The sequence below is a fragment of the Bacillus sp. SJS genome (assembly GCF_000732485.2).
Taxonomy (GTDB): Bacteria; Bacillota; Bacilli; order Bacillales; family Bacillaceae; genus Metabacillus_B; species Metabacillus_B sediminis.
On sequence record NZ_JAQV02000031.1, the window covers coordinates 554469 to 572128 of the forward strand.

General features: G+C 43.6%; 17 protein-coding genes. 6 read left to right on the top strand and 11 right to left on the bottom strand.

Features of this window, described 5'->3' with window-relative positions; all coding sequences use genetic code 11:
- Positions 1-52 precede the first annotated feature (52 nt).
- Positions 53-604: a hypothetical protein gene (locus tag AS29_RS20305; protein WP_035413340.1), complete on the top strand. Its 552-nt coding sequence runs from the start codon at positions 53-55 to the stop codon at positions 602-604.
- 34 nt (positions 605-638) lie between these two features.
- On the opposite strand, the gene AS29_RS20310 is transcribed toward AS29_RS20305, so the two are convergent.
- A complete protein-coding gene (locus tag AS29_RS20310) occupies positions 639-1505 on the bottom strand; it encodes a GNAT family N-acetyltransferase (protein ID WP_035413342.1) in 867 nt (288 codons plus the stop codon).
- Positions 1506-1619: 114 nt separating this feature from the next.
- Here AS29_RS20310 and AS29_RS20315 point away from each other — a divergent pair, with 114 nt between their 5' ends.
- On the top strand, positions 1620-2162 hold the full coding sequence (locus AS29_RS20315; RefSeq protein ID WP_035413344.1) for a GNAT family N-acetyltransferase: 543 nt from the start codon (positions 1620-1622) through the stop codon (positions 2160-2162).
- Between the two features lie 71 nt (positions 2163-2233).
- Here the strand turns inward: AS29_RS20315 and gntK are convergent, their stop codons facing one another.
- Together gntK and AS29_RS20325 are read right to left on the bottom strand one after the other, a co-directional pair.
- A complete protein-coding gene (gene gntK / locus AS29_RS20320) occupies positions 2234-3796 on the bottom strand; it encodes a gluconokinase (RefSeq protein WP_035413346.1) in 1563 nt (520 codons plus the stop codon).
- 69 nt (positions 3797-3865) lie between these two features.
- On the bottom strand, positions 3866-5035 hold the full coding sequence (locus AS29_RS20325; protein ID WP_035413348.1) for an acyl-CoA dehydrogenase family protein: 1170 nt from the start codon (positions 5033-5035) through the stop codon (positions 3866-3868).
- Positions 5036-5192: 157 nt separating this feature from the next.
- On the opposite strand from AS29_RS20325, the gene AS29_RS20330 reads away from it, so the two are divergent.
- Complete coding sequence (locus AS29_RS20330; protein ID WP_035413350.1) at positions 5193-6425, top strand: aminopeptidase; 1233 nt, start codon at positions 5193-5195, stop codon at positions 6423-6425.
- A gap of 52 nt (positions 6426-6477) precedes the next feature.
- Here the strand turns inward: AS29_RS20330 and AS29_RS20335 are convergent, their stop codons facing one another.
- Positions 6478-7455, bottom strand: coding sequence for an aldo/keto reductase (locus AS29_RS20335; protein ID WP_035413439.1), 978 nt, complete (start codon positions 7453-7455; stop codon positions 6478-6480).
- 64 nt (positions 7456-7519) lie between these two features.
- Positions 7520-8272 (bottom strand): PHP domain-containing protein, encoded by a 753-nt coding sequence (locus tag AS29_RS20340; RefSeq protein WP_035413352.1) that lies wholly within the window; start codon positions 8270-8272, stop codon positions 7520-7522.
- A 155-nt stretch (positions 8273-8427) separates the two neighbouring features.
- Between AS29_RS20340 and AS29_RS20345 the strand changes: the two genes are divergently transcribed.
- Complete coding sequence (locus AS29_RS20345; protein WP_035413354.1) at positions 8428-9342, top strand: CobW family GTP-binding protein; 915 nt, start codon at positions 8428-8430, stop codon at positions 9340-9342.
- A 44-nt stretch (positions 9343-9386) separates the two neighbouring features.
- On the opposite strand, the gene AS29_RS20350 is transcribed toward AS29_RS20345, so the two are convergent.
- On the bottom strand, positions 9387-10184 hold the full coding sequence (locus tag AS29_RS20350; RefSeq protein ID WP_197491637.1) for an ABC transporter permease: 798 nt from the start codon (positions 10182-10184) through the stop codon (positions 9387-9389).
- Positions 10185-10209: 25 nt separating this feature from the next.
- On the bottom strand, positions 10210-11412 hold the full coding sequence (locus AS29_RS20355; protein ID WP_035413357.1) for a quaternary amine ABC transporter ATP-binding protein: 1203 nt from the start codon (positions 11410-11412) through the stop codon (positions 10210-10212).
- Between the two features lie 221 nt (positions 11413-11633).
- On the opposite strand from AS29_RS20355, the gene AS29_RS20360 reads away from it, so the two are divergent.
- On the top strand, positions 11634-12512 hold the full coding sequence (locus tag AS29_RS20360; RefSeq protein WP_035413359.1) for a glycine betaine ABC transporter substrate-binding protein: 879 nt from the start codon (positions 11634-11636) through the stop codon (positions 12510-12512).
- Between the two features lie 23 nt (positions 12513-12535).
- Here AS29_RS20360 and AS29_RS20365 read toward each other — a convergent pair whose 3' ends face one another.
- Complete coding sequence (locus AS29_RS20365; RefSeq protein ID WP_035413441.1) at positions 12536-13564, bottom strand: zinc-binding alcohol dehydrogenase family protein; 1029 nt, start codon at positions 13562-13564, stop codon at positions 12536-12538.
- Positions 13565-13683: 119 nt separating this feature from the next.
- Here AS29_RS20365 and AS29_RS20370 point away from each other — a divergent pair, with 119 nt between their 5' ends.
- Positions 13684-13941: a DUF2651 family protein gene (locus AS29_RS20370; protein WP_035413361.1), complete on the top strand. Its 258-nt coding sequence runs from the start codon at positions 13684-13686 to the stop codon at positions 13939-13941.
- A 23-nt stretch (positions 13942-13964) separates the two neighbouring features.
- Here the strand turns inward: AS29_RS20370 and AS29_RS20375 are convergent, their stop codons facing one another.
- From AS29_RS20375 to lepB, 3 genes are all read right to left on the bottom strand, one after another.
- A complete protein-coding gene (locus AS29_RS20375) occupies positions 13965-15587 on the bottom strand; it encodes an ABC-F family ATP-binding cassette domain-containing protein (protein WP_035413362.1) in 1623 nt (540 codons plus the stop codon).
- Between the two features lie 91 nt (positions 15588-15678).
- On the bottom strand, positions 15679-16548 hold the full coding sequence (locus AS29_RS20380; RefSeq protein WP_035413364.1) for a DUF4349 domain-containing protein: 870 nt from the start codon (positions 16546-16548) through the stop codon (positions 15679-15681).
- A 152-nt stretch (positions 16549-16700) separates the two neighbouring features.
- Positions 16701-17264, bottom strand: coding sequence for a signal peptidase I (lepB, locus tag AS29_RS20385; protein ID WP_035413366.1), 564 nt, complete (start codon positions 17262-17264; stop codon positions 16701-16703).
- Positions 17265-17660: the final 396 nt, after the last annotated feature.

Genomic DNA, 17660 nt, shown 5'->3' on the forward strand with positions numbered 1-17660 from the left:
CAGTTGTGTTAATATGTTTTTAACACACATGTACGAAAAAGGAGAATGATTCATGATTGGCTGGCTTATTATAGGATGCGAAATTGGATTCTGGTTCTTTGTAATTGCAGGGTTGGGTGCACGGTATTTGCTTCGAATGAAAAAAACCGGAGCAGTATTGCTTCTATGTACACCTGTCATTGATCTGATTTTAATTGCTGCGGCGGTAATCGATTTAAGCTCTGGAAAAGAAGCTGAATTTGTACACGCAATTGCAGCCATTTATATTGGCTCAACGATTGCTTTCGGACATAAAATGATTCAATGGGCAGACGTTCGCTTCGCTCACCGATATGCCGGCGGTCCGGCACCGGTGAAACCTGCGAAGCTTGGCAAAGAGCATGCTAAAAATGAGCGATTAGGCTGGTACCGGCATCTATTAGCATGGACAATAGGCTGCGGTCTGCTAATTGGAATGATCGTAATGATTGGCGATGGTTCCAGAACGGCTGAACTTCTAAACGCCATTCGCTACTGGTCTTTAATTTTAGCTGCAGATTTTGTCTATAGCTTTAGCTATACGCTATGGCCTAGAAAAGGAAAGGAATCAGAGTTTTCCAGCTAACACACTCTATGAATTCGCAAAAAACCAGCAGATTTTACTCTGCTGGTTTTTTCGGTCTTTCTTCAAATAGGATTTTCACAACGTCCTGAACCGGCTTATAGCCGATTTCTCTGTAGATCTTGTTGGATGTTGGATTAGCCAAATCTGTAAATAGACTGGTTGTCTCATATCCGCTATTAAGCATTTGTTCGGTAAGGACCGTCACACAGTCTGTTGCATACCCCTTTTTTCGATGGACGGGAGGTGTGTATACATAGTTAATGTTTACATTTGTTTTCGTCGGGCGCGACCAATTAGCCATCGATACGATGCTGCCTTCCGTAACCCAGCCGTATAAACTTTTCTTTCGGATTAATTCGTCTGCTTTTTCATCGGCTTCAAACATGGAAGCATGCTCCCCTACTTCTTCACAAAAGTCAAAAACCCACTGGCTGATTAACGGGCGGTGTTCGGCAGTCAAGAGCATCATGTTACCGGTGTTTGCTGCCGGTTTTTCAATATGTTCAAGCTTATGTAAACGCTGATTCATGAAAAGCCGGGCTGATTTTCCGGTTAGGCCGGCGATCCTTTTAGCCAGAATTTCGGTTATCCGCTTTTCTCCAAGAAGCCCTGGAACAGATCGGTAAACCTGTGCAATTCTCTTTCCGGCAAGCAAAAGGTCTTCTTCCTCTAAGCTGGATTTTGCCGCGACGAGCACCTGTTTAGGATGGGTTTGAAGAAGGACCACAATGGGCTCCCCGTCTTTCCGGATCATGCTCATATGTATAGGCTGCAGGCTGGAGGATTGTTTGTCCAGCAGGATGCCCAGAGCAACGTTGTTTTCGATTTCCTGTGTTTCCAGGAAGGATAATGCTGCTTTTTTAAAAAAATCAATATCATAGTATGCTTGAATATCAATCATTATGGTCACCTCGATTCCTTATTGATTCTATACGAATATTGGATTTCCTTCAAAAATAAAGGAAATCCGTTTAAAAAGACGAATAACTTCCTTATTGTGAAAGGAGGATTCTATATGATACGTTTAGAACCGTTTACTATGGGGGATGCCGCGGAACTGATTGAATGGATTCCGTCTGCAGAGTTTCTGATGCAGTGGGGAGGTCCGGAATTTTTATTTCCCTTGACATTTGAACAGATCGAGGGATATGTACATGGATCTGATCAAAGAGTGTTTAAAGCAGTCGAAGAAGAGTCAGGTGCTGCAGCCGGTCATATCTGCCTTTCAAAGATTGACCTGAAAAATGAATCCTGCCGCATCAGCCGTGTTCTCATTAATCCGGCCACGAGAGGACAGGGCTATGGTTTTACTCTTGTTCAGCAAGCGCTGAATTTTGCTTTTCTTGAGTTGAATGTTCATAGGGTTACTCTTGGTGTATTTGATTTTAACAAGGCAGCGATAGCTTGCTATAAAAAAGCAGGTTTTACCATTGAAGGTCACTTTAAAGACTCCCGAAAAATGAAAGATTCATTCTGGAGTATATATGAAATGGCGATATTAAAGCACGAGTGGGAAGAAGTTCGTTCAATTACCGGTGAAAGCAGCTTAATAAAGTAATCCTGGATCTATATGAGAAAATTCAACCCGCTAAAAAGCCGGCCTGTATTTCACCTTCAAGCCGGCTTTTTTTATTTCGCGCTTTCCGGCAATTCCTTCTTACCATACTTCGTTTGGAAAGCAGCAATTTCTTCAAATTCTGTTTCGTACAACCGGGCTAAACGGATGTAGATCGGGATGATTTCCTTGTACACTTCTGATGTTTCCTGATTTGGAAGCAGTCGGATGTTGGAGCTGACGAACCGCTTCGCAGCCGTTAAGCTGTCAATTTCACCAAGGGCATACATGCCGAGAATGACTGCGCCAAGGCAGGAGCTTTCATAGCTCTCTGGAATGAGAACCTCCTGGTCCAGCACATCAGCGAGCATCTGGCGCCAAAATTCAGATTGAGCGAAGCCTCCTGTTGCGTGAATTTTTTCCGGAATTCCAATCAGTTCTTTCAGTGCAAGCAGGACCGTATAAAGGTTGTAATTGATCCCTTCAAGAACAGCCCTGATCATGTGTTCTTTTTTATGGTGAAGCCCAAGGCCGAAAAATGCTCCTCTTGCATGAGCATTCCAAATCGGCGCCCGTTCCCCTGCCAAATACGGATGGAAAATCAGTCCTTCTGCTCCCGGCCTGATTTCCGCTGCGATATCAGTCAAATATGTATAGGGATCCTGTCCCAGTCTTTCCGCCGTTTCCACTTCAGAATGGCAGAGTTCATCTTTCATCCATTGGAAAATCATTCCTCCATTATTCACAGGACCGCCAATGACCCAGTGCTCTTCTGTCAGCGCATAGCAAAAGATCCGCCCCTTCGGATCCGTAACCGGACGGTTTGTAACAGCCCGGATGGCCCCGCTTGTACCGATAGTGAGAGCAACGACACCAGGATCAATGGCATTGACCCCTAAGTTGGACAGAACGCCGTCACTTACGCCTACTATGAACGGGATGGCTGCAGGCAGCCCCGTTTCAGCAGCTGCTTCAGAATGGAATCCTTGCATCTGGAAAGTGGTCGGGACGAGTTTTGAAAGCTTGTCCTCAGTAATTCCGGCAATTTCCATCGCCCCCCTATCCCAGTCCTTCTTTTCAAGGTTAAACAAGCCTGTAGCAGAAGCAATTGAATGATCGATTATGTATTCACCGAAAAAGCGGAAAAAAACGTATTCTTTAATGGAAATGAATTTAGCTGTTTTACTGAAAATTTCAGGATGGTCTTCCCGCAGCCAAATAATTTTGGATAACGGGGACATCGGATGAATGGGAGTACCTGTACGGAGATAAATATCATGTCCGCTCCATTCTTTCTTTAGCTTTTTTGTCCAAGCCTCACTCCGCTGATCTGCCCAAGTAATACTGCGTGTCAGCGGTTTGCCGCTTGCATCCATGGCAATAAGACTGTGCATGGCGGAGCTGAAGCTGACAAAGCCGATTTCCTCTGATGGAACTTCTGCTTCCTTGATGGTTTCACGAATCGCACTCACGACAGCAGTGAAAATCTCTTCCGGGCTCTGCTCGGCCTCCCCCGGCGCTTCAGTGTAAAGGGGGTATCCTGAATTATGCTTCGCAATGACCGCACCGCCGCGGTCAAAAAGAACGGCCTTCGTACTTGTGGTTCCAATATCTACACCCATCATATATTCTTTCATCTGCACAACCTCCAGAAACTCATTAAGCATCTATCCTTACGTTACACTAATTCCAGCTCATTCGAAACCTTATTCTTCTTCAGAAAAGGCTCTGTCTGCCATAATTTTAACCGTAATATCGTCTGAAGGCGGATTATGGAGCCCTGCCCTGACATCCCGGTAAAATCGTTCGAGCGGTTTGTTCCTGAAAAGACTTTGGCCACCTTCTATTCTCATGGCTAGGTCCACGACTTCGATGGCGATATTAGTCGCAGTATATTTGGCTGCGGCTAGCTCGGTTTGGAGCTCTGAACGCTCATCAGGTTTGGTATCCCACTTTTCAGCTGTCGCGTACATCAGCTGTCTTGCGGTCAGCAGTTTAATATCCATTTCCGCTACTTTTCTTCTAACCTCCGGCACTTCCATAATCGGATGGGGAAGGCTATTCGGATGATAATTCCGGGCAAAGCGGACGGCTTCATTACGGGCTGCAATGGCAATGCCAAGATAGCATGCAGGAATATGCAGCAGCCAGCCCTGCGCCATGGGCTTGGCAGGCTTGCTTCGATTTGCAATTAATGCAGAAGCATCCAGCACAACTTCATCAAGAATTAAATCATCGCTTCTTGTACCCCTCATTCCCATTGTGTCCCATGTTTCTTCAATACGAACGCCTGCCGCTTCCCTTGGGACTAGAAATTCACCGATATCACCTGTTTCTGCAATCGTAGCTGTCACGATGAAGTAGTCCAAAATAGGTGCCAGAGAGGCGAAAATTTTTCTGCCGCTGATTAGCCAGCGGTCTCCTTTTTTAACAGCTGTTGTCTCAGGCTTTCCGCCTCGAGCCGGACTTCCGGTCTTAGCCTCGCTTGCAGCACTGTTGACAAGCTTTCCGGAATCAATGACTTCACGGGTTATTTTTTTAAATAATGCAGGATCCCATTTCCCTGTTTCCCTAAGGCTGAGAAATAACCCCAGATGCCAGCCCGCTGACAAAGCCGTTGCGGCATCCCCTTCAGCAAGCTTTTCCTGCAGAAGCAGGAACGTATATAACGATATTCCCTGACCTCCATGCGACTCTGGTATAGTGAGAGACAAAAAGCCTTCATTTTTCAGATCAGCAAAGTTGTCGAACGGGAAGGTAGCTTCGCGGTCATGCTTTTCAGCACGTTCAAAGAATTTTTCTGACAGGTTTTTTGCTTTTATGAAAAGCTGCTTCTCAGCTTCATTACGGATAAATTGCGTTTCAAGAAATCTCACGTTCGTCACCTCTGCTACTAGTCTTTTTCTATTGTAACTCTTGAGAGCTCTATTCTTAAAGTAATCCGATTGGTATAACGCTCTATGACTATTTCGTTTGAAGATTCGCATAAGTCTGCTAAAATAATGGAGAATAAGAATATAAGGGGGCATTTCTATGTCTAACTTTCAGCAGAACTTAGAGAAGTATGCAGATTTAGCCGTTAAAGTCGGCGTCAATATTCAAAAAGGGCAAACACTTGCTGTATATGCAGCCATCGACACAGCCGAGTTTACTCGCTTAGTAGTAAAAAAAGCATACGAAGCCGGAGCAAAAAATGTCATCGTTGACTGGATGGATGATAAGGTTGCAAGACTCAAATATGATATGGCTCCAGACGAAGTATTTAATGAATATCCTATGCACAGGGCAAAGGAACGCGAAGAGCTCGCTGAAAACAATGCAGCATTTATGAGCATCGTATCAGCAAATCCAGATCTTCTTAAAGGGGTAGACACTAAAAGAATAGCCGCTGCAAATAAAGCAGCCGGCAAAGCGCTTAATCGCTATCGCCAATACGTTCAATCTGATAAAATGAGCTGGACTGTCATCGCAGCACCTTCTAAAGACTGGGCATTAAAGGTGTTTCCTGATTCTGAAGAAAATGAAGCGGTTGAAAAGCTCTGGGATGCTATCTTCAAATCAGTAAGAGTATATGAGGAGAACCCGGTTCAGGCCTGGAAAGAGCATAATGCTTCCTTACATAAGAAAGTTGATTATCTGAATAGCAAAAAGTATAAGGCCCTCCACTATACAGCAAAAGGGACTGATTTAACGATTGAACTGCACGAAAAACACCAGTGGGTCGGAGCAGGAAGTGAAAATGAGCAAGGCACTCCTTTTATGGCAAATATGCCGACTGAAGAAGTTTTCACAGTCCCCCTTAAAACCGGAGTAAATGGCGTAGTTTCAAGCACCAAGCCTTTAAGCTATGGCGGAAATCTGATTGATGAATTTCAGATTACCTTTGAAAACGGCAAGATCACGAAAGCTGAAGCAAAAGCCGGCGAAGAAATCCTGCAAACTCTGATAGAAACGGATGAAGGGTCCCAGTATCTTGGAGAAGTGGCTCTTGTGCCTTACGATTCACCGATCTCCAAGTCCGGCGTTTTATTTTACAATACATTGTTTGATGAAAATGCATCGAACCATTTGGCAATCGGCAGCGGCTATGCCTTTAATATTGAAGGCGGAAAGAAAATGGACCGCGAAGAGCTTGCTAAGCATGGAGTCAACAGCAGCATGACGCATGTTGATTTCATGATTGGCTCACAGGATATGGACATTGATGGAATATTAGAAGATGGTACACGGGAGCCGGTATTCAGAAACGGCGATTGGGCGTTTTAATCCATTAACTACCACCATAAAAGGACTGGCAGTTTTACCGCCAGTCCTTTTATTATCCCACTGCTTCCTTTGAAACACGGTCCAGCTCATCCATTTGCTTTTGGGTTAACGTAAAATTCATTGCAGTGATATTTTCTTCTGCATGTCTTACTTTTGATGCACCTGGAATGGCCACAACCGTATCCCCATGAAAGCGGACAAGCCAGTTCAATGCGATTTGACTTGGTTGTACCTCATATTCCATTGCATATTTTTCGAGCAGGTCAATCAGCGGCTTCGTTCGCATTAATCCGTTTTTCTTAAACCCTGACAAATGTTTTCTTGGTCCCTTAAGCTGTTTCAGGAGCTCTGGATTTTTATGAAACTTTCCGCTTAAAATCCCTTGTTCCAGCGGAGAGTAGGCAATAATGGTAATCCCCAGATTTTTTGCCGCATCCATGACCCCGTTCCGCTCTATCCTCCGGTCGAGGAGGCTGTATTTCACCTGATTGGAGACAATGAAATGGCCTTGGTCCTGCATCACACCTGCTGCTTTAGACATTTGTGCGGCATTGAAATTGCTGACACCTGCTGTTCTGATTTTTCCCTCATCAAGAAGCTTGGCCATTTCAATCATTTGTTCGGTAATGCCGGAAAAGGAAAGTGGCTGATGGATCTGGTAAAGATCGATTGCTCTGCCCTTCAAATGCTTCAAGCGCTGGTCGATTGTGCCGGTTAGTGAAGAGGCTGTCCGGAATAACGGCCACCATTTAGTCGCAATTAACGCTTCTTCAGCTTGATCCCCAAGCTCAATCAAAGCTTCTGCCAATGCTTCTTCCGATTTTCCTTTTCCATATGCCTCAGCTGTGTCAAACCAGTTAATGCCCCCTGCCAGGCTCACCTGTAAAATTTCATTAATATCCATCTGGTCTATTACTGACCAATATTTCCCTACCAGGCCGCTGCCTTTGCTGAACTGCCAGCATCCGAGTCCAAGTGGAGAAATGGATAGATTCGAATTGCCAAGTTTTCGATATGGGATGGCACTCATATGTATCAGCTCTTTTCGGATTTTTTTGCAGGTCGAGATGAGAGTCTTATAGCAATGCAGACTCTCATCCTTTTCTGCCATCTTTATATTTCTTTTTTAAAACTTTTGCCGTCTGGATCTTCACTGGTAGAAACGGAGACTTTCTAACCTCAAACTCATCATTTGCTATTTTTTCTTTCAGCTGCTTAACCGTATGGAAAGGTTCATTAAAATGATTATAAACCGCGCCAATCTGGCTGTAGTGATGGGTATCGCTTCCCGCTGTCACTGTTTTACCATGGACACTGGCCATTCTTTCAAGCTTTGGCCTTAAACCTATTCCCTGTTTTGCTGCATCCTTTGCATTCAATTCAAACGCGTCCAGTTTAGCAAGCTGACTTTCGGAGAGAGCGGTAAGCGGATTTTTTTCTCGAAAGGGATGAGCGCCAATTTTCAGCATGTTTTCCATTCCGTGAAACGACATGAGCTGGTCAAATGGCATATAGTTATCTTTGTTTTTATACCTCTCGAGCCGTTTAGTCATTCTGATGATGTCTGACCTGGAGCCAATTAAAAGAATATGCCCGCCTTCCGCAATGTCTACTTCCATTCCCGGGAATACTTTAATTCCGGCAACATCATAATAGGTACTCTGATAAGGATAGTGGCGGTCGAGTGTTTGATAGATTTGCACATAATCCATTGCGTTAAAATGTTCAGTCAATGCAATGGCATCAAGCCCGTTCCACTTTGCTTCTTCCATCATTTTTGTAAATTCCTTTAACGAGAAAGGAACTTTTTTTCCTAATTTCGCATGCACATGGAAGTCAATTTTCACGAAGATTCCTCTCTATCCATTCATTCTACTACTACTATAATCGAAAAAGATACTTTTCGGACCGGCTGTTTTAACGGTGCGGCCGCCCTTTTTTCATTGACGGTGCCCCTTCCCTTTCAGTAAGATGAGGGAAACAATTAGAATTGGAGAAAATCATGAACCAAACGGAAGTATATATTTTAGGCGGATTTTTAGGAGCCGGAAAAACAACCCTTCTTAAAAATCTATTGCAAGAGGAAAAGAAAGCCGGCAGGAAGGTGGCTGTCGTTATGAATGAGCTTGGAAAAGAATCAATCGACAGCAGTGCGGTTTCAGAAGACATCCCTCTAAAAGAGCTGTTAAACGGATGTGTTTGCTGCACTATGCAGGGGCAATTTGAAGCTCAACTGCATGCCCTGCTGGCAGAGAATGAACTTGATGTCATCTACATAGAAACAACAGGTGCAGCCCACCCTGTTGAAGTATTGGATTCCTGCCTTTCCCCTCTCTTTGCAGACAGGCTATTAGTAAGAGGGATTATATCACTTGCCGATGGCTCAAGGTGGCAGGATCAGGATCGTCTGAGCATCCCAGTAAGAAGGCTGCTTCATGAACAGATCAAGCATGCCGATCTTGTCCTTTTAAATAAGACCGACTTGCTGACCGAAACGGAGCAGGCTGAGGTTGTCAGGGACATTCAGGCGATGCAGGCCAATGGAAAGGTCCTGATGACAGCCCATGCCCGCGTCAAGCTGGAGGATATTCGAAAGCTTACTGCCTCTCCAAAAGGAGCTGTGCTAAAGTCCGGCATCAATGAACAGCTTCATATGAAAACATACGTGCATAAGTTTACAGGCTCTGTAGATCTTGAGGGGTTTGAGCAGTTTTTAAGAGACATGCCGGATACGATTTACCGTATAAAAGGATATGTTTCCTTTGCTGATTCCAACGGCTGTTTTTCTGTGCAGTATTCCTATGGAATGCCCATGTACATGAAGGAACCTGTTAAAATGAAGCCATTGCTCGTGTTTATTGGCGAGAATCTGGATCACAGCTGGATTCACAGCAAAATGGAAGAGATCACAAAATAGGAAAAGCCGGCTTGCCCTCGGGCAGCCGGCTTTCTTTCGCTTCTTTATCTTCTTTTTCCAGGCTTTAGATTTTGTGTAATCCGATCAAGAATAATGGCAAGAATTACGATGGCAAGGCCTGATTCAAATCCAAGCCCTACTTCGATACGCTGAACAGCTCTATATACTTCCACCCCAAGCCCTGGCGCTCCAACGAGGGAGGCGATAACAACCATAGACAGGGCAAGCATGATGCTTTGATTAATTCCCGCCATAATGGTCCCCATGGCCAGAGGAAGCTGAACTTTAAACAGCTTTTGGGACGTTGTAGATCCAAATGCGTTTGCCGCCTCTACTAGATCCTCCGGAACCTGTCTGATACCAAGGTTCGTTAAACGAATGGTTGGAGGCATGGCAAAAATAACAGAAGCGATAATTCCAGGTACAACTCCGATTCCGAAGAAAAGGATAGAAGGAATCAAATATACAAAGGCAGGCATAGTCTGCATAAAGTCCAGTACGGGTGAGATAATTCCGGAAGCCCTGTCGCTTTGTGAAGACCAGATGCCAAGCGGTATTCCAAGAATAATCGATATAATAACGGCCGTTAAAACGAGTGCAAGCGTGTCAATTGTCTGCTCCCAGAAGCCAAGGTTAATAATGAGCAGCAATCCTAGAAGGGTGAAGATAGTTAACCCCCATTTTCTGCTAACCCAATAGGCGAGGCCGGCAACAATTACCGCGAAGATGACCGCTGGAATAAGAAGCATTAAATTTACGAGAACATCATTAAACGTTTCGATGATATTGCCGATCCAGTTAAAAAACCCTAATAGTTTATCATTTAAAAATTCCACGAACATATCGACATACTTGCCAATAGGGAGCTTAGGTATGTTCAATGGTGTTCACCTCTCTCCCGGCCAACGCCTGAATCACACGTTCCCGCTTCACAACACCGCGGATCCGGTTGTCTTCGTCAAGAACTGGCAGCGGATACCGCGTATCTGCCATCTTTTCGTACATCTCTTCAATCGTTGTATCCAGTCTTACAACAGGGACATTTGTATGAAGATAAGCTGAAATTGGCTGATCAAGCCTAACAGCCTGAGAAACATCGTCTGCTGTTACTAGACCCATATAGGATTTTCTTTTATCCACTGCATATATACTTGACATCCCGGCATCGCGCATGATTTTAAGGGCAACACGCGGGCCTCTGTCCACCTGGATGGTTTCTGCGCGGGACATAACAGATTCGGCTGTCAGCACCTTTGCCAAATTTACATCCTCAACAAACCTCTCAACGTAATCGTTAGCCGGATTCGTCATAATATCCTCAGGTGTGCCGATTTGCACGATCTCCCCATCCTTCATCAATGCAATGCGGTCTCCAATCCTTAGTGCCTCATCAAGATCATGCGTAATAAATATAATCGTTTTTTTCATTTTTTCCTGAAGCTCAATCAGTTCATCCTGCATATCTTTTCTGATTAGAGGATCCAGTGCGCTGAACGCCTCATCCATAAGAAGAATGTCCGGGTCATTTGCAAGGGCTCTGGCAAGTCCAACACGCTGCTGCATCCCTCCGCTAAGTTCGCCGGGATAGCTGTTCTCATATCCTTTCAAGCCTACTAATTCAAGGGAATGCTGTGCTTTTGACTCCCGGTCCTGCTTGGAAACACCCTGTACTTCCAGCCCGTAAGCGGCATTTTCCAATACATTGCGATGAGGAAATAACGCAAACTTTTGAAACACCATGCTCATCTTTTTTCTTCTGACTTCCCGCAGTTCTTCATTCTTCATTTTCACTAAATCTTTTCCATCAATCATGAGTGATCCTGAGGTTGGATCAATCAGCCTGTTAAACATACGGACAAGCGTGGATTTCCCGCTTCCGGAAAGCCCCATAATCACAAATATTTCACCACTATGTACTTCAAAGCTCGCTTCCTTCACACCGACAGTCAGACCAGCTTCTTTTAGAATTTCTGATTTTGTCTTTCCTTTTTTAAGGAGTTCAATTCCTTTTAGAGGATTCTTACCGAAGATTTTGCTAACGTTCTCGGCTTTGATTTTCACATTTTCCATACGTCCACCTCTTTCTACTGCTATTGTTTGTGTGAATGACTGTTAAGATTCATGTTTTCAGGAAAAAATAGAAATGAGTTCATGAATGAGGGTATTTTTCATTTACCCTTTTCATCACTTTGTAAACATATTCACATATTATTTTATTGAAAAAACGTTTTATCCAGTGCTGTTTAGGGAATAAAACTATAGCCAACATTAGATGAAGGGAGACATACATATTGAAAAAGTGGAAAGCAGCCGCTATTATTGCCCTATTATTTACCCTCGTACTTGCCTCCTGCAGCAATCCGCTTGGGAACAGCAAAAAGAAAATTAAAATTGGAATGATCAATTGGATCGATAATATTTCTACTGCCTATCTTTGGAAAGTTCTCTTAGAGGAAAAAGGGTATGACGTTGAAATGATGGAGCTTGATAAAGCTGCCAACTGGACTGGAGTAGCCCGGGGGGATATTGATATTCAGGGAAATGTATGGCTGCCAATTACGGACAAGCCTTTTTACGACAAGTATAAGGAGGACGTAGACCTCCACGATGAGTGGTATAAAGGCACTAAGCTCGGTCTTGCGGTTCCCTCTTATATGAAAGATATTAATACAATTGATGATCTTAACAAAAATACAGACCAATTTGGCGGTAAAGTATTTGGGATTGATCCCGGATCCAGCTTAATGCAGCTTACAGATAAGATGAAAAAGGATTACAATCTTGATTATACAATCGTCGAATCATCCGAAGCCGCAATGCTTGTAGAACTTAAAAAGGCGTATGAAAAGAAGAAACCTATCGCTGTTACTCTATGGAGTCCGCACTGGATTTTTTCGGATTTGGAACTAAAGTATTTAGAGGATACAAAAGCTTCCTATGGAAAACCGGATAACATTCAATATATGACAAGAAAAGGCTTTGCAAAAGAACATCCTGAAATCATTAAATGGATGGATAATTGGGAGCTTAACGACAATCAAATGTCCGAGCTCATTAAATATGTGAATGAAGCTGCTGAATCCGATGAAGGGTACTATCCTGAACGGGGAGCAAAAAAGTGGGTGGAGAAAAACCGAGAGCTCACTGACAGCTGGTTTGAAGAAAAATAACCCTCCTGGCGGAGGGTTATTTTTTATGTGATCTGGTCAAACCCCGATACCACGATTTTGCCGATTGTTTTTCCGGACTCAAGCTTTTCATGTGCTTTTTTCAAACTCAAAGCATTAAAAGGCTCGATCGTTTCAGTTAAGGTGGACGTTAGTTTTTGTTCATCAAAAAGCTTCGCCATTTCCGTCAGGATCTCATGCTGGGTCTGCATGTCCTTTGTTCCAAAAAGAGCTTTCGTAAACATAAACTCCATTACGAACGTGACACTTTTCTGCTGAAGCAGACTAATATTAACAGGAGTGCCGGTTTCAACGATTGAACAGATCTTCCCTTGCGGCGCAATCACTTCCATCATTGCTTCCCAGTGCTGATCCGTACTGTTTAAACAAAAGATATAGTCTGGCTGATCCAATCCTTTTTCCTCCAGCTGTTTCTTAAATGACTCATAATGGCTGATTGTCTCATCTGCTCCATTATCTCTCGCCCATTTTTCAGTTTCAGGTCTTGAAGCCGTTCCAATGACACGCAGACCGGCCCATTTGGCGAGCTGGATAGCAATCGAGCCTACTCCTCCAGCCGCTCCAATGATCAGAATGGATTTCGATGCATTCGCTTCAGCATCTCTGCTGATTCCAAGCCTTTCAAACATCCCTTCCCAAGCTGTCAGGCCGGTTAAAGGCATAGCTGCTGCCTGTTCAAATGTTAAACGATCAGGTTTGAAGGCTGCTATCCTTTCATCGACGACGTGATATTCACTGTTCGTTCCCTGCCTCGCGATTGAACCGGCATAATACACTTCGTCACCCGGTTTAAATTTCGTCACTCCGGATCCGGTTTCTTCAACAACACCCGCTGCATCCCAGCCTAATATTTTCAGTTCCTCTTCTTCGCCTTCTTTTGGTCCGCGTACTTTAGTGTCAACCGGATTAACAGAAACAGCCCGGATTTTTACCAGTATGTCTCTTTCTCCTGGCGCAGGTTTATTCACTGTTTCATCTACCAGGCTCTCGTCTTTTTCAATTGGCAAATAGTGATGCAGCCCTACTGCTTTCATCTTTTCGTTCATTTTCATCATCCTTTCTCTTTTGTATGTTCCCCTTCTAAAAATGAAAAAAACTTTCAGATGCTCTCATTTTCTCTTATAATCAAGAGAGCTGGAAAGGAGCGGTTCAGTTGGAATTTGCACTCGTATTGTATATCCTGCCATTTGCGGTGATGATTTTATCGCTCGCCGGCTCATGGTTTATCAGAAAAATTTGGGTTATGCCTGTATTTTGCCTAGTTGTATTAATCGCATTAACCATTACTGTATTTAATAGTACTTTTACAATTTGGGTTTCTGTTTATACAGTTCTATCAATCCTTGTATCTTATTTCGGAAAGACAGGACGTGAATTATATGAGAAAAATAAAAAGGAGAAAAGGCGTTAGCCTTTTCTCCTTTTTATTCATTATTAAGATGCGTACATTTCCTGAAGCTGTTTTTGAATCTCTGCATTTTCAAGGAATTCATCATATGTCATTTGTTTGTCAATCATTCCGTTAGGTGTAAGCTCGATGATGCGATTCGCAATCGTTTGAACGAACTGGTGATCATGGGAAGCAAACAGCATGGATCCTTTAAAGTTGATCATGCCGTTATTTAAGGCCGTAATCGATTCAAGATCCAAGTGGTTCGTTGGTTCATCCATAATCAGAACGTTTGACCCGCTAAGCATCATTTTTGAAAGCATGCAGCGGACTTTCTCTCCTCCGGATAGAACGCTGGACTTCTTCAGCACTTCTTCACCTGAGAACAGCATTCTGCCAAGGAAGCCGCGAAGGAAGCTTTCACTTTGATCATTTGGGGAGTACTGTCTTAGCCAATCAACAAGATTTTGATCGTTGTTATCAAAATACTCGTTATTGTCTTTTGGGAAATAAGATTGAGACGTTGTAACTCCCCATTTATATGTGCCGCTGTCCGCTTCCATTTCACCCATCAGAATTTTAAACAGCGTCGTTTTCGCTACTTCATCTGCACCGGTGAATGCAATTTTATCATCTTTATTCATAATAAAGCTTATGTTGTCCAGGACTTTTACGCCATCGATCGTTTTTGAAATGCCCTCAACGCGAAGCAGATCATTCCCAATTTCACGCTCTGGTGTAAAGTGAACGTAAGGATATTTCCTTGAGGAAGGACGAATATCATCAAGTGAAATTTTATCAAGCAATTTCTTACGTGAGGTTGCTTGCTTTGATTTCGACGCATTGGCGCTGAATCGCGCGACAAACGCTTGAAGTTCTTTAATTTTTTCTTCTTTTTTCTTATTGGCATCAGAAGCCATACGCTGTGCAAGCTGGCTTGATTCGTACCAGAAATCATAGTTTCCTACGTAAAGCTGGATTTTACCGAAATCCAAATCGGCAATGTGTGTACAAACCTTATTAAGGAAATGCCTGTCATGCGATACGACAATGACAGTGTTTTCAAAGTTAATGAGGAACTCTTCAAGCCAGTTGATCGCTTTTAGATCCAAGTGGTTGGTAGGCTCATCCAGAAGAAGAACGTCCGGCTTGCCGAACAGAGCCTGAGCCAGAAGCACTTTAACCTTGTCTCCGCCTGTCAGTTCAGCCATCGTTTTTGTGTGCTGATCTTCTGTAATTCCAAGGCCTTTAAGCAAAATGGCTGCTTCACTCTCAGCTTCCCAACCGTTAAGCTCGGCAAATTCGCCTTCAAGCTCAGCAGCTTTCATACCGTCTTCATCAGAAAAATCAGCCTTCATGTAGATGGCATCCTTTTCTTCCATGACCGCATACAGACGTTCATGTCCCATAATGACAACCTTTAATACTTCGTGCTCTTCATATTCAAAGTGGTTTTGCTTTAATACGGCCAGACGTTCGCCCGGTCCCATATGAACATCTCCGCTTTGCGCTTCAATCTCACCGGAAAGGATTTTAAGAAACGTCGATTTTCCGGCCCCGTTCGCTCCAATAAGACCGTAGCAGTTGCCAGGGGTAAATTTTATGTTAACATCTTCAAACAGTTTGCGGTCACCATAGCGCAAACCGACATTATTTACGGTAATCATAGTCTAAATCCTCCAATTAATAAGCATCCTTAACATTATAGCATGAATCAGGAGGTTATAGACAATTGGAATAACTGCCTATGCCGTCGGTTTAGTCTGAGCGCCTCTTCCTCCAAAAGTAATAAACAGCGCCCCCCGCCGCGAGTAATAGAATCCACACCGGCAAATTGCCTGCAAAAAATATGATGAGCGCTGAGCCTGCATAAAGAAGTGCATTCACGCTGTTCATGAATTGCTTTTGTGTCTTCTCCCACGTATTTAAATCGTGATTGTTCACTCCTGGAACGACGACTTTGGTTTCACTCAGCTGAATGGTTATCGTTGATAGATCCGTTTGGTTCTGTAAATATTTCATTCTTCCTTTGAGCTGTTCGATTTCTTCCTGAACCGCAGAAAGGTCCTTTGAAATGGCGAGGAGATCCTCTGTCTTTCCTGCTCCCTTCATAAATTCCAGCAAACGTGCTTCAACCGCTTCTTTCGCTTTAAGCCGTGATTCCAAATCTACAAATTCCTCTGTTACATCCTGACCTGAAATATTCTTCTGGAGAATCTTATATGCTCCCTTTTCCATGGAACTTAAAAACCCGCTGAATTTTTCCTGTGGAATACGGAGGGTCATCGTCCCCTCATTCAGCCCGCTTTCTTCTCCGCTCACATTGGAATTTGTACTGACCACATATCCCCCAGCGGATTGAGCCTCATTCTGTATGTTCTGATAGGCTTTATCAAAATCTTTCACTTCGATAACCATATCGGCAGTGTATATGATTTTCCTGTTCGAAGGCGTCTGGAGAGCCTGTTCCTTATTATCACTTGCCGCCTGTTCCGTTTCTGCTTTCCCTCCGCTCTTGGAAGAGCTTTCAGATGCTGTATCACTGCTATCTTTTTTTGATTCACTCGCCCCTCCTAAACAGCCAGTCAGTATGAGCATTAAAAATATCAATGCTGCCGCCGCCTTCATAAAACCGCCTCATTTCCTATTTATGTAAACAGACGGATAGGCTGTAATAAATGTTACATAAAAAAAGCCGGATTAGGAAATTCCTTGAAAGTCTTTTAAGCCGCCAAACAAAAAAACAGCCGGTCCATTAACGGCCGGCGTTTTTACTTTTATTAATTTGTTGCGCGAATTTTATTAAAAGGAAGCATGACAAACTCTGATTTCCCAATGACTCGATCCGCTTCAATTAAGCCAAGGCCTGTCCGGCTGTCCATGCTGACAAGTCGGTTGTCGCCCATGACAAAATATTTATTTTTTGGAACTTTTACTTCCTGGAAGTCGTTGGTGAGCTGAAGGCCTGATGCCTGGGCAGCTTTTCGATTGGAGTTTAAGTAAGGCTCTTTAACTTCTTTCCCGTTTACATACAGGACATCGTTTTTCACTTCAACAGTGTCCCCCGGAAGCCCGATAATCCGTTTAACATAATGCTCTTTATTTTCTTTTCCATTGATGATGACGATGTCTCCTCTGTCAAACTTGCCAATGTAGTGAATTGCTTTGTTCACGAAAAGTTTTTCAGTGTTTTTTAATGTTGGATCCATGGAATCTCCATCTACTACATACGGTTCGAAAATAAAGATTCGGATGCTTACCGCAAGCAGTACGGCTACTGCAATGGCAATGATCCATTCCAGTACAGGACTTTTTTTCTTTTTTGGGGCTGACTTATCCGACACAGGTGTTCCTCCTCTATGTACTGCTCCTAAAGTTGCTGTAAAATAGCATATGCTTCCCTATTTTATCACATAATCATCAAATTAACTCAAGTTTATTGGTCTGTTAAATCCGTGTCAATGAAATGTATCCTCTGCCCCCTGGCTGCATCCTTCCTTCTGCTACCCCCCAGTAGAATCGACTATTCCTCCGCTTCAATCATTAAGGTTTCCCTTCTCCGCCTTTGCCTTTAACAGAGACCACCATGCTAATCTAATTCGCACCATGGCGCATGAAAATGGTTTATTCCGCCTATAACGGTAAGGCAATGATTATTACCAGAGGTCGGTTGAGCTTGATGTTTCGAACTCGTAACAGAGACGGACCGCGGTAAGCAAGTGTACCATGTTTTGTCGCTC

Coding starts and splice junctions, on each gene's coding strand:
- AS29_RS20305 (WP_035413340.1), top strand. CDS start 53: ATGATTGGCTGGCTTATTATAGGATGCGAAATTGGATTCTGGTTCTTT.
- AS29_RS20310 (WP_035413342.1), bottom strand. CDS start 1,505: ATGATTGATATTCAAGCATACTATGATATTGATTTTTTTAAAAAAGCA.
- AS29_RS20315 (WP_035413344.1), top strand. CDS start 1,620: ATGATACGTTTAGAACCGTTTACTATGGGGGATGCCGCGGAACTGATT.
- gntK (WP_035413346.1), bottom strand. CDS start 3,796: ATGAAAGAATATATGATGGGTGTAGATATTGGAACCACAAGTACGAAG.
- AS29_RS20330 (WP_035413350.1), top strand. CDS start 5,193: ATGTCTAACTTTCAGCAGAACTTAGAGAAGTATGCAGATTTAGCCGTT.
- AS29_RS20335 (WP_035413439.1), bottom strand. CDS start 7,455: ATGAGTGCCATCCCATATCGAAAACTTGGCAATTCGAATCTATCCATT.
- AS29_RS20345 (WP_035413354.1), top strand. CDS start 8,428: ATGAACCAAACGGAAGTATATATTTTAGGCGGATTTTTAGGAGCCGGA.
- AS29_RS20350 (WP_197491637.1), bottom strand. CDS start 10,184: ATGTTCGTGGAATTTTTAAATGATAAACTATTAGGGTTTTTTAACTGG.
- AS29_RS20355 (WP_035413357.1), bottom strand. CDS start 11,412: ATGGAAAATGTGAAAATCAAAGCCGAGAACGTTAGCAAAATCTTCGGT.
- AS29_RS20365 (WP_035413441.1), bottom strand. CDS start 13,564: ATGAAAGCAGTAGGGCTGCATCACTATTTGCCAATTGAAAAAGACGAG.
- AS29_RS20375 (WP_035413362.1), bottom strand. CDS start 15,587: ATGATTACCGTAAATAATGTCGGTTTGCGCTATGGTGACCGCAAACTG.
- AS29_RS20380 (WP_035413364.1), bottom strand. CDS start 16,548: ATGAAGGCGGCGGCAGCATTGATATTTTTAATGCTCATACTGACTGGC.